The sequence below is a fragment of the Caballeronia mineralivorans PML1(12) genome, assembly GCF_001028175.1.
Classification (GTDB): domain Bacteria; phylum Pseudomonadota; class Gammaproteobacteria; order Burkholderiales; family Burkholderiaceae; genus Caballeronia; species Caballeronia mineralivorans.
Genome location: NZ_AEJF01000175.1, coordinates 1 through 12,589, shown reverse-complemented (window position 1 = coordinate 12,589; position 12,589 = coordinate 1). Strand labels below are relative to the sequence as shown.

General features: G+C 61.7%; 9 protein-coding genes. 7 read left to right on the top strand and 2 right to left on the bottom strand.

The genetic code is table 11. The annotated features are described in order from the left end of the window. Positions 1–68: 68 nt before the first annotated feature. The 3 genes from EOS_RS29475 (at position 69) to tldD (ending at position 6,741) form a co-directional block, all read left to right on the top strand. Positions 69–4,262, top strand: coding sequence for a YhdP family phospholipid transporter (locus EOS_RS29475; RefSeq protein WP_047895729.1), 4,194 nt, complete (start codon positions 69–71; stop codon positions 4,260–4,262). Positions 4,263–4,326: 64 nt separating this feature from the next. After that, positions 4,327–5,160: a carbon-nitrogen hydrolase family protein gene (locus EOS_RS29470; protein WP_047895728.1), complete on the top strand. Its 834-nt coding sequence runs from the start codon at positions 4,327–4,329 to the stop codon at positions 5,158–5,160. A gap of 114 nt (positions 5,161–5,274) precedes the next feature. Then, positions 5,275–6,741, top strand: coding sequence for a metalloprotease TldD (gene tldD, locus EOS_RS29465; protein WP_047895727.1), 1,467 nt, complete (start codon positions 5,275–5,277; stop codon positions 6,739–6,741). A gap of 163 nt (positions 6,742–6,904) precedes the next feature. Here tldD and EOS_RS47215 read toward each other — a convergent pair whose 3' ends face one another. Further along, positions 6,905–7,174, bottom strand: coding sequence for a hypothetical protein (locus tag EOS_RS47215; protein ID WP_160312542.1), 270 nt, complete (start codon positions 7,172–7,174; stop codon positions 6,905–6,907). Here EOS_RS47215 and aroG point away from each other — a divergent pair. Further along, the gene (gene aroG, locus EOS_RS29460) at positions 7,173–8,246 is read left to right on the top strand and encodes a 3-deoxy-7-phosphoheptulonate synthase AroG (RefSeq protein WP_047895726.1); all 1,074 of its coding nucleotides are present in this window, start codon (positions 7,173–7,175) and stop codon (positions 8,244–8,246) included. The two genes, EOS_RS47215 and aroG, sit on opposite strands and share 2 nt — an antisense overlap. A 58-nt stretch (positions 8,247–8,304) precedes the next feature. Here the strand turns inward: aroG and EOS_RS29455 are convergent, their stop codons facing one another. Then, a complete protein-coding gene (locus EOS_RS29455; protein WP_047895725.1) occupies positions 8,305–8,856 on the bottom strand; it encodes a cob(I)yrinic acid a,c-diamide adenosyltransferase in 552 nt (183 codons plus the stop codon). A 182-nt stretch (positions 8,857–9,038) separates the two neighbouring features. Here EOS_RS29455 and EOS_RS29450 point away from each other — a divergent pair, with 182 nt between their 5' ends. From EOS_RS29450 to EOS_RS29440, 3 genes are all read left to right on the top strand, one after another. Next, positions 9,039–10,454 (top strand): FAD-binding oxidoreductase, encoded by a 1,416-nt coding sequence (locus EOS_RS29450; RefSeq protein WP_047895724.1) that lies wholly within the window; start codon positions 9,039–9,041, stop codon positions 10,452–10,454. Positions 10,455–10,607: 153 nt separating this feature from the next. Next, a complete protein-coding gene (locus tag EOS_RS29445; protein WP_047895723.1) occupies positions 10,608–12,101 on the top strand; it encodes an FAD-linked oxidase C-terminal domain-containing protein in 1,494 nt (497 codons plus the stop codon). A 169-nt stretch (positions 12,102–12,270) separates the two neighbouring features. Next, on the top strand, positions 12,271–12,589 hold a 319-nt coding region (locus tag EOS_RS29440), incomplete at its 3' end, for an FAD-binding protein (protein ID WP_047895722.1).

The following is a 12,589-nucleotide window of genomic DNA, read 5'->3' as shown; positions in this document are numbered from 1 at the left end:
CACTGCGCGCTGTGTTACATTTCAACGTCAAATCTTGAAAACCTACCATATCGCCGACCCGCCGCAGCATGTCCGACCGAAAGGAATTCGCCGACCCACCCGAAGCTGTACCTGTGAAGCTAGGTGGTCGCGCCGAGCTCGCATTATCGCGGGCGCTGAAAGTCCTTCTGGTGCTGGTCGCCGTAGTGTATTTCGCGGTCGCCGGCATCTACCTCGCGCTGCGTTATGCCGTGCTTCCCCAGATCGATGCGTTCAGGCCGCGCATCGAGCAGATGGTGTCGTCGAAAATCCATGCACAGTTGCATATAGGACGCATCACCGCGAAGTGGTCCGGCATCCAGCCTTCGTTCGATATCGACAATCTCAGGATCGACTCCGCTGACGGTACGCCGGGTCTCGCCGTACCGCACGCCAGCGCCACGGTCGCGTGGCGTTCGCTGCTGGGTCCCACTCCTGTGCTCTCGAATCTCACCGTCGATGGCCCCGATGTCGTCATCTCCCGTGCCGCCGACGGGGCGTTCAGCGTGGCCGGCGTGCCGATCCAGGCGAAACACACGGGTAACGACGCGTTCATGACCTGGCTGCTGAGGCAGCAAGCCATCGTGCTGCGCGACGGCACGCTGCGCTGGCACGACGGCGAGCGCAGCGCACCGGAACTTGCGCTCAAGCGCATCAAGCTCGCCATCCTCAACGACGGGTCGCATCACCGGGTTGCTTTGCAGGCGTCCCCCGACGGCGACTTGCTGCACGGACCACTCGATTTTCGCGCGGACTTCCGGACGCCGCATTTCAGCGTACCCGGCCGGCCGGCGAACTGGACGGGCCAAGCGTATCTGTCGACGGGTCCCGTCGATCTGCCCGTGCTCTCGCGCTACATGACGATGCCGTTCGCCACCTACGGCGGCCGTTTCGACAACCGCATCTGGCTCGACTTCGCGAGAGGCAAGCTGCAAACGGCGGGCGGCAACCTGACCGGATCTGACATCGCGTTGCGCGTGCGTCCGACACAGCCGCGCCTCGACGTGCCGATCGCGAACTTCAACTGGAATCTCGCGCTGCAGGACGACGAATACACGCTGCAGCTCGAGAACCTGCGCGCGGAACTCGGCCAGCCACCGCTGGCCGACGGCACGCCGGTGTCTCGCCTCCTCGCCTTTCACTCGCTGACCAGCCGATACCGCGCGGCAAGCCTGAAGCGCGGGCAGATGTTCGGCGTGGCGGGCGATGTCGTCGATCTCGGCATCCTCGGAGAATTCTTGCGCACGCTGCCTTTGCCGGCCAGGTTGCAAAGCGATCTGATCCGCTTCAACCCGCGTGGCCAGATCGCGAATTACACACTGGAAACCGAACGCCCCAGGCCCGCGACCGACGCACAAGCACGAGCTCAGCGTCAGACAGGCGCAGAACCGCCGATGCGCTACACGGTCAAGGGCGACCTGCACGGCGTGAGTGTGCAGGCCCAGGAGCCGCCGCCGGGATTGACGATCAACAACCATCCTCGGGCCGGGATTCCGGGCGTGGAAAACCTGTGGGGCAGTATTGACGCCGACCAGGATCACGGCAGCGCGATCATCGATACGAAGAACACCGCGATCACCGTGCCCGGCGTCTTCGATAACCCGCGTCTCGTGCTCGACCAGGCCGACGGCCGCGTGACCTGGACCCTCACCGACGCACCCGGCAAGCCGCACAAGGCGATTGCCGCGCACGTGGAGACGCTGCACGTGAGGAACGCGGATACCGAGGCAAGCGCCACCGCGGAATATCGGAACGAGGGTGAAGGCCGAGGTTCCCTCGATCTCAAGGCGAAGGCGGCGCGCCTGAACGTGACGAGCCTTGTGCACTATCTGCCGACGAGCATCAGCGAAAAATTGCGCCTGTATTTGGGCCACGCGTTGCAAGCCGGCATCTCGCGCAACGCCACTATCGAGATTCACGGCGACCTCACGAAATTTCCCTACGCAAAGTTCCCCGATGCCGGCCAGTTCCGCATCGTCGCACCGTTCACCGGCGGCAAGTTCGAGCCGACGCCCTATCCGCCCAAGACCATGGCGAACGGAGCGCCGAATGTGTGGCCGGCGTTCAATGGTATCGACGGGACGTTTCATCTCGCCGAAAACAAGCTGGGTTTCGACATTTCACGCGGCCGTTATCTCGGCGTGAGCGTGGTCAAGACGACGGGGCGTATTGAGGACCTGGGCAATCGCGAATCGAAGCTGGTGATCGACGCCGACGCGCGCGGTCCGGTCACCGACATGCTGCGCTATGTGGAAGACAGTTCGCTCGGCTCGCTCTCGCATCACGTGGCAACGAAGATTCAGGCAACCGGCAACGCCGCGCTGGCGTTGCAACTGCTAATTCCGCGTGTCGCGCCGCCGCCGGGCATGCGGCAGCACGTAGGCTATAAAGGCGCGCTCACGTTCAACGGCAACGACTTCGCATACGGCGCATTTCCGCCGCTATCCAATCTCAAAGGGCGAGCGAGGTTCGGCGAAAAGACCGTGTCGCTCGATGGCCTCACCGCGAAATTGCTGGGCGGCGACGTGCGTGGCACAGGCGACGTGAAACCTGACGGCAGTTATGCCTTCGATGTAAGCGGGCGCATAGGCGCCGACGCTGTCCAGGGCCTGAACGCGCACGATCAGGCGCAGGCTGCACACATTCTCAAGCACATCAGCGGCACCGCGCCGTACGACCTGCACCTGCGCGGGATGAAAAACGCGTTGCCGCGCGTCGAGGCCAGTTCCGATCTGAGCGGCCTCGGGCTGGACTTCCCGGCGCCCTTCAACAAGAGCGAAGGCACGCCAATGCCGTTCGCCTTCACGTTCGCGCCGGTCGCCGGATCGTCGCAGGAGCACGACGCGAAACTCACCCTCGGGCCGGTGAATGCACACTATGTGCTCAAGCGGGTAGGCAAGGAGGCGCCGACCGTTGAGCGTGGTGCTATCGGTGTGAACAAGCCGGCCGATCTGCCAGCGCAAGGCGTGACGGCCGCGGTGGATATCGATGAACTCGATGCCGATGCGTGGCGCAAGCTCATCGCCGAACTGGGGCCGATGCCGCAACCCGACCCGAAGACTCAATCCCAGATCGTGAAGCAGTTCGTGCCCAATCGCTTCGCGCTGCATTTCACCACGGTCAAGCTGCTCAACCGGCGCTGGGAAGATGTATCGATCGGAGCCAATCGTGGCGATGACCGCAAGTGGCAGGCGAACATTGCCTCGGATCAGGTAACCGGGAATGCCGAGTGGATGCCCGGTGCGACGAAGGAAAGTCCGGGTGCATTGCAGGCACGATTCAGCAAAGTCGTGATTCCGAGCAAAGAGGAAGCCGATCTGGTCGGGCAGATGATCCGCAAGCCGCCGAACAACATGCCGTCGATCGACCTGATCGTGAACGAGCTCGTGGTGCGCGGGCGCACGCTTGGGCGTCTGGAGGTCGACGCGCGCAACGACGTGGAGGACAACGTGCCGGTCTGGTATCTGGACAAGCTGGACCTGACCAACCCGGACGCAAAGCTCTCTGCCACGGCCAACTGGCGCACGATCAGCGGTCCCGTGGGTTATCGGGCCGACGCCGATGACAACGCCCCCCGCCGCACCGCGCTCGATTTCAAGCTGGACATCATCGATGCCGGCGCGCTAGTCGAGCGGCTGGGCCTGCCGCGTACGGTGAAAAGCGGCAAGGGGACGGTGTCGGGCCAGCTTGGCTGGGATGGCAGTCCCGCTGCAGTGGATCTGCCCACGCTCAACGGCCGGGTGGACGTCGATTTGCATCACGGCCAGATTCTCAAGGTCAATCCGGGCGCGGCGAAATTGCTCGGCGTGCTCAGCCTGCAAAGTCTGGCGCACTTTCTCACGCTGCATTTCCAGGACGTGGTCGGCCAAGGGCTGCCGTTCGACAAGATCACCGGTTCGGGCGTGGTTCAGAACGGCATCGGCCGCACCAACGATTTCACGATGATTACGGCGCCTGCGCGCGTCGAGCTGAAGGGGCTGGTCAATCTGCCGAAGGAAACGCAGGACCTGCACGCCAAGATCATCCCGACGGTCAGCGCTGGCGCCGTGGCACTGGGCGCAGCGGTGATCAATCCTTTGCTCGGGCTCGGCACGCTGGTGGCCGATCTACTGCTGTCGAAGTCGATTGGAAAAGCGTTCACCATCGACTATTCCATTACGGGCTCGTGGTCGAAACCTGTCATTCAGCGGGTGAAAGGCGATCAGGGTAAGATCGAAATTCCCGCTGAAGCCGTGCCCAACTGAGCGGTTTAAAGGTTGGCGGCAGGCGATTTCGATCATCATCGCGCCCCCTTTCTAGCAGGCTGACATGAGCGAAAGATCAAGCGAAAGCACCCCCGGGACGTTCCGCGTAGCCGCGCTGCAAATGGTGAGCGTGCCGGATCGTGAGCGCAATATCGCGGAAGCCGGGCGGCTGATTGCCGAAGCCGCGCGCGACGGTGCGCAGCTTGTGCTGCTGCCGGAATATTTCTGTTATATGGGTTTCAAGGATACGGACAAGCTCGCGATCCGCGAAACGCCGGGCCACGGCCCGATCCAGCAGTTCCTGGCGGATGCGGCGCGCGAACATCGCGTATGGGTGATCGGGGGGACCTTGCCGCTAGAGTCATCTGAAGCGTCGCGTGTGCTCAATACCACGCTGGTCTTCGATCCCACCGGCAAGCAGGTCGCCCGCTACGACAAGATTCATCTGTTCAACTTCGAGAAAGGCACGGAATCCTTCGACGAAGCACGCACGATCTGTCCCGGCAGCGAAGTGCAGACCTTCGAGGCGCCGTTTGGACGCGTGGGGTTGTCGGTGTGCTACGACCTGCGTTTTCCCGAGCTTTACAGGAAGATGGGCGATTGCGCGTTGATGGTCGTGCCGTCCGCGTTCACCTACACGACCGGCGAGGCCCACTGGGAAACGCTGCTCAAGGCGCGTGCGGTCGAAAACCAATGCTATGTGCTCGCCGCCGCACAAGGCGGAAAACACGAAAACGGCCGCCGGACCTGGGGCCACAGCATGCTGATCGACCCGTGGGGCGAACTCGTGGCCGTGCTGGCGGAAGGCGCGGGCGTGGTAGCCGGAACGATTGATGCGTCACGTATCGCGTCGGTCCGCCAAAGCCTGCCGGCTTATCGCCATCGCGTGCTGGGTTAGCTTGTCCGGGTTAGCTTGTTTTACGGAGGACCCCCTCCATTTGGTCAGGATGTCGCACGAACACTCGAACGTTAGAATGCTTTTAATCCCCACAGACTTCGCCACAGGCAACGAATGAACATCATCGAACCCGGCATCCGAAATCTCGCCACCGCGAAAGAGATTCTTCTGACGCCCTACGGCCTCGACGAATCCACGATTACGCGCACGCTGGCCGAGATCTTCACGCACCGCGTGGATTACGCGGATCTCTATTTCCAGTCCACGCGCAGCGAAGCGTGGAGCCTGGAAGAAGGTATCGTCAAATCGGGCAGCTTCAGCATCGATCAGGGTGTCGGCGTGCGCGCCGTGTCGGGCGACCGGACGGCGTTCGCGTATTCGGACGACCTGTCGCCGGAATCCATCCGTCAGGCGGCTATTGCCACACGCGCCATTGCGAAGGCTGGCGGCGGCAAACACAAGATCAAGTCGGCAAGCTCGCTAACCGGCGTGTTCGGTCGCGATCTATACCTGCCGTCCGATCCGCTCACATCGCTCGACGCCACCGCGAAGGTGAAATTGCTCGAACGCGTGGAGAAGATGGCGCGCGGCCGCGATCCGCGCATCGTCCAGGTCATGGCCGGTCTCGCGGGTGAATACGACGTCGTGCTGGTCGCCCGAAGCGACGGCGCGCTGGCTGCTGACATCCGGCCGCTCGTGCGTGTGTCCGTGACGGTGATCGCCGAAAAGGACGGACGTCGCGAGATGGGTAGCGGCGGCGGCGGCGGGCGTTACGACTACGCCTATTTCACTGACGAAATCCTCTCCAGCTACGTGGATCAGGCCGTGCACGCGGCGCTCGTTAATCTCGATGCGCGTCCGGCTCCTGCCGGCGCAATGACTGTTGTGCTCGGACCGGGCTGGCCGGGCGTGTTGCTGCACGAAGCGATCGGCCATGGGTTAGAGGGTGATTTCAACCGCAAGGGATCGTCGGCATTCGCAGGGCGCATCGGCGAACGGGTGGCGGCGAAGGGTGTAACGGTGGTCGACGACGGCACGCTGCCGAACCGGCGCGGCTCGCTGAATATCGACGACGAAGGCAATCCGACCCAATGCACCACCTTGATCGAGGACGGCATTCTCAAGGGTTATATCCAGGATTCGCTGAACGCACGCCTCATGAAGATGCCCGTGACAGGCAACGCGCGGCGTGAGTCGTACGCGGCCCTGCCCATGCCGCGCATGACCAACACGTACATGCTCAACGGCGATAAAGACCCGGCTGAAATCCTGGCATCGGTGAAAAACGGCTTGTATGCGGTGAATTTCGGCGGCGGTCAGGTCGACATCACCAACGGCAAGTTCGTGTTCTCCGCGTCCGAGGCGTACATGATCGAGAACGGCAAGGTCACGTATCCGGTGAAGGGCGCAACGCTGATCGGCAGCGGCCCGGAGTCGCTCAAGTACGTGACCATGATCGGCAACGACATGGCGCTCGACGGCGGTGTGGGGGTGTGCGGCAAGGAAGGCCAGAGCGTGCCGGTGGGCGTCGGTCAGCCGACCTTGCGCATCGAAAAGATGACGGTGGGCGGCACGGTTTGAGCGTGTAACCCCTGATTTTCCCGCGACGCGCCTCATGAGACATATGAGCGCGTCGCGCGGGAAAACCGCATGGATTGCTCACATTTTCTGCAGAATTTAGCTCGACCACGCGGATTGTCCGCATTTTGAAGGCTGACAACTTGCCAACCGCGCGTGTTTAAGGTTATAAAGCCAGACGCTTAACTAGTTCCAAACGACCGAAACCATCATGTCCGCCAAGTTTTATTTTTACTTTTTTTGGCATCTCAAGCCGCTGGCGGATCGAGAGGGGTGAGTCGTTTTTGTAGAACCCAAGTTTCCCGAAAAACCGCCAGCGCAGTCTGGCGGTTTTTTTATGCCCACTTTTTTGACGATTTTTGCACTGTCCTTGATCTGTCGGACGTAACGACCAACGAACACAGCACCAAAAAACGAGTTCCTGGAGAACCAGCATGCCCCCGCACAACACCGACGATGTCCGAATCCGCGAATTGAAAGAACTGACGCCCCCCGCTCACCTGATCCGCGAGTTCGCCTGCGCTGAGCCGGTTTCGACCCTGATCTACAACTCGCGCCAGTCGATGCACCGCATCCTCCATGGCATGGAAGACCGTCTGATTGTGATCGTCGGGCCGTGTTCCATCCACGACACCAAAGCTGCTTTGGAATACGCAGGCCGTCTCGTCGAGCAACGCCAGCGTTTTGCCGGTGAACTTGAAATCGTGATGCGGGTGTATTTCGAAAAACCGCGAACCACGGTCGGCTGGAAGGGTTTGATCAACGACCCGTATATGGACAACAGTTTCAAGATCAACGACGGCCTGCGGACCGCACGCGAATTGCTGTTGCGAATCAACGAACTGGGCCTGCCGGCCGGCACCGAATACCTCGACATGATCAGCCCGCAGTACATCGCCGACCTGATCTCGTGGGGTGCGATCGGCGCGCGGACGACGGAATCGCAAGTGCATCGGGAGTTGGCGTCGGGGTTGTCGTGTCCGGTCGGCTTCAAGAACGGCACGGACGGAAACGTGAAGATTGCCGTCGACGCCATCAAGGCCGCGTCGCAGCCGCACCATTTCCTCTCGGTGACGAAGGGCGGCCATTCGGCCATCGTGTCGACCGCCGGCAACGAGGACTGCCACATCATCCTGCGCGGCGGCAAGACGCCAAACTACGACGCGGAGAGCGTGAACGCCGCGTGCAACGACATCAGCAAGGCCGGACTGGCTGCGCGCCTGATGATCGATGCGAGCCACGCGAACAGTTCGAAGAAGCACGAGAACCAGATCCCGGTTTGCGCCGATATCGGCCGGCAGATCGCAGGCGGCGATGAACGGATCATCGGCGTGATGGTGGAATCGAATCTGGTTGCCGGGCGGCAGGATCTGAAAGAAGGCTGCGAGCTGACCTACGGGCAAAGCGTCACCGATGCGTGCATCGGCTGGGAAGACAGCTTGAACGTGCTGGAAGGGTTGTCGGACGCCGTGAAGCAGCGGCGTGTGGCGCGGGGCAATGGGAACTGATTGCGTTTGACCGACATAAAGGCTGCGGATTCTCGCAGCCTTTTTTATCATGGCCGTCCTAAACCTTCCGTTCGTGGTCCCACAACACGTCCGAGCCGCCATCGGCGCGATTCAACACTCGCGCCAGCACGAACAGCAAATCGGATAGCCGGTTCACATACTGCCGCGGCGCCGCGTTGATCTTGTCCACGCGCCCGAGCGCAACAATCGAGCGCTCCGCGCGCCGGCACACCGTCCTGCCAACGTGTGCAAGGGAAGCCGCCCGCGACCCGCCCGGCAGAATGAATTCCTTCAGCGGCGGCAGAGTTGCGTTGTATTCGGCAATCCATTCATCGATACGAGCAAGATGAGATTTCTCGATCATCGAATGCCCGGGAATGCAAAGCTCACCGCCGAGATCGAAGAGATCGTGCTGGATCGCGAACAGCGCAGTGCGCAGGTCATCGGGGAGCGGTTCGCACAGCAGCACGCCAAGCTGCGAATTGAGTTCATCGACATCGCCGATCGCGGTTATCCGCGCGTCGTCCTTTTGCACGCGGCTGCCATCGCCAAGGCCGGTCGTGCCGTCGTCGCCGGTGCGCGTCGATATCTTGCTCAGGCGATTGCCCATGATGTTCTCCAGGTGACACATAACGCCGGTCAGCGTCCACGCTCATTATAGGCAGCGCCCGGGCGCGGGCTCGATGCGGGCTATCAGCGTAAAATAAGCTCATAAAACGCATGAATCCCGCATTTCGATGCGAGGTTTCCTGCATCCCAACATCCCATTACACCGATGTCCGGAGACATGCCGTGAATCATCCCGTCCCGCCGCCCGCTGTCCGCCGCACCTTCCCCACTGCCCTGCTCGACGCGCTGAAAGCCGCGTTCGGCGAGCGTGTCTCGACTGCTGCCGCGGTTCGCGAGCATCACGGCCGCGACGAATCGCCGTTCGATCCGCAACTGCCTGACGCTGTCGTGTTCGTGACCAGTACGGAAGACGTCCAGACCGTGGTCCGGCTCTGCGCCGAACACAATGTTCCGGTGATTCCATACGGCAATGGCTCGTCGCTGGAAGGCCATTTGCTGGCGGTTCAGGGCGGCGTATCCATCGACATGTCCGGGTTGAACCAGGTGTTGTCGATCGATGCCGAGGACCTGACGGTCACCGTCCAGCCGGGCATTTCGCGTAAGCAGTTGAACGAAGCGCTAAAGGACACCGGTCTGTTTTTCCCCATCGATCCGGGCGCGGACGCGAGCATCGGCGGAATGTCAGCCACGCGAGCGTCGGGCACGAACGCCGTGCGCTACGGCACGATGCGCGAGAACGTGCTCGGCCTCAGCGTCGTGCTCGCCGATGGCCGCGTCATCAAGACCGGAACCCGCGCGCGCAAATCGTCGGCGGGATATGACCTCACGCGCTTGTTCGTCGGCTCGGAAGGCACGCTTGGCGTGATCGTCGAGATCACCGTGCGGCTTTATCCGCAACCGGAAGCGGTATCGGCGGCGGCATGCGCGTTTCCGTCGATGGGCGACGCGGTGCGCGCCACCATCGAAACCATCCAGATGGGCGTGCCGGTGGCGCGTGTCGAGTTCCTGGATTCGCTCGCGGTGCGCGCCATCAACCGCCATTCGAATCTCACGTTCCGCGAATCGCCCATGCTGTTCTTTGAGTTCCATGGCACGGAAAGCAGCGTGAAGGAACAAGCGGAAACGGTTCAGGAAATCGTCGCGCAAAACAAGGGCGCCGATTTCGAATGGGCGACTCGGCCCGAAGACCGCAGCCGTCTCTGGAACGCGCGTCACAACGCCTATTTCGCGATGCTGCAACTGAAGCCGGGTAGCCGTGCCGTGACCACGGACGTCTGCGTGCCGATCTCACGGCTCGCCGAATGCGTGATCGAAACGGAGCAGGACTTGAACGCAAGCACGCTGCCCTGCCCGATCGTCGGCCATGTCGGAGATGGCAATTTTCACGTCGCCATGCTGCTCGATCCCACCAAGCCCGAGGAATTCGAGGAAGCCGAGCGGATCAATCATCGCATTGTGCAGCGTGCGCTGCGCATGGGCGGAACGTGTACTGGCGAGCATGGCGTCGGGCTGCACAAAATGGGCTTCATGATCGAGGAGCACGGCGAGGACGCGATCAGTGTGATGCGCTCGATCAAACATGCGCTCGATCCAAAAAACCTGATGAACCCGGGCAAGATCTTTTCGTACGACGCTTGATCGTTCGCTAGAGGTGTCCGGTGCACAAACGCGCTGGACTAAAAAGAGGCTCCGTCCCCGTAATTAGCCCAATCGACGGCAGAGACGCGCGGGTGCAAGATCAACGATCTGCTTTTTGGAAATACTCCAGAGCACAAACCGCCGGGAGGAGACATGAACGCACCCGCCGAGCTTTCGCCGGAAGTGCTGGCGCAACGTCAGCGCGAAGTGGTCCAGGCGTTGATGGCCGTACTGCCGACGCATTGTCTGCTGTATCGCGAGGAAGACACGGCCGCGTATGAATGTGATGGGCTCGCGGCATATCGGCGCTTGCCTTTAGCGGTCGCGCTGCCCGAAACCGAAGCGCAGGTTCAGCGTGTCGTGCAAATCTGCGCGCGGCTCGACGTGCCTATCGTCCCGCGTGGCGCGGGCACGGGCTTGTCGGGCGGGGCCATGCCGATCCGGCATGGGATCGTGTTATCGCTCGCACGCTTTCGCAAGATCGTGGAAGTCGACCCGTACGCGCGTACGGCAACGGTCCAGCCGGGTGTGCGCAATCTCTCTATATCCGAGGCCGCCGCGCCTTATGGGCTCTATTACGCGCCCGATCCGTCATCGCAGATTGCCTGCACCATCGGCGGCAATGTCAGCGAGAATTCCGGCGGCGTCCACTGCCTCAAATACGGTCTGACGTGTCACAACGTGATGCGCGTGCGGGCCGTATCGATGGAAGGCGAGATCCTCGAGTTCGGTTCGCTCGGGCTCGATGCGCCGGGGCTCGATCTGCTGGCCGTGCTAATCGGCAGTGAGGGCATGTTCGCCATCGTCACGGAAATCACCGTCAAGCTGATTCCCAAGCCGCAAACGGCTCAAGTGATCATGGCAAGTTTCGACGATGTCGTGAAAGGCGGCAACGCCGTTGCAGCGATCATCGCGGCCGGCATCATTCCTGCCGGACTCGAAATGATGGACAAACCTGCCACACGCGCCGTGGAAGAGTTTGTGAAAGCGGGCTATGACCTCGACGCCAAGGCGATCCTGCTGTGCGAATCGGATGGAACGCACGACGAAGTCATGGAGGAAATCGTGCGGATGACGGCGGTGCTGCGCGAATTCGGCGCGAACCGCATCCAGATTTCGCGCTCCGAGGCTGAGCGGCTGAAATTCTGGTCAGGACGCAAGAACGCATTTCCGGCCGCCGGACGTATATCTCCCGATTATTACTGCATGGACGGCACCGTGCCGCGCCGCCAGATCGGGCCGCTGCTCGCGCGTATTGAAGAGATGGAGATCAAATATGCACTGCGTTGCATGAACGTGTTTCACGCCGGCGACGGCAACATGCATCCGCTGATCCTGTTCAACGGCAACGATATGGACGAATGGCACCGGGCCGAAGCATTCGGCTGTGACATTCTGGAAACCTGTGTGGAACTAGGCGGGACGGTGACGGGCGAGCATGGCGTGGGTATCGAAAAGATCAACTCGATGTGCGTCCAGTTTTCTCCCGAAGAACGCGACACGTTCCACGCGATCAAGCGCGCCTTTGATCCCCCCGGCCTGCTCAATCCCGACAAAGGCATCCCGACACGCGCGCGTTGCGCCGAGTACGGAAAAATGCATATCCGCGGCGGCTTGCTGCCGCATCCCGAGATTCCACGCTTTTAAGCGGTGTGTTTAGGCGGCGCTTCTAAACGTTGCGTGGTGGTAAACGTCCCTTTCAGGCATCGGCGGTTGTTTTCAGGCATTCGGCCCCGACACGTATCCACGTTTATACGAGTGGCCGTGCGGGAACGCGCCGATACACTGACCCAAGAGCCATAAAACGCGGGACATCATGACAGAGGAAGACATTGTCGCGAGCTGGTCCGAGCGTGTACGCGCCGCGACGGCGAGCAACACCCCACTACGGATTCGCGGCGGCGGCACGAAGGACTGGTACGGGCAGGCGCTGCAAGGCGAGATAGTCGATACCCGGGCGCATCGCGGAATTATCGAATATGACCCGGCCGAGCTCGTGATCACCGCGAAGGCCGGTACGCCGCTCAGCGAGATCGAAGCGCAGCTGGATGAATGTGGCCAGATGCTGCCCTTCGAGCCCCCGCACTTCGGGCATAACGCCACGCTTGGCGGCTGCATTGCAGCCGGGCTCGCCG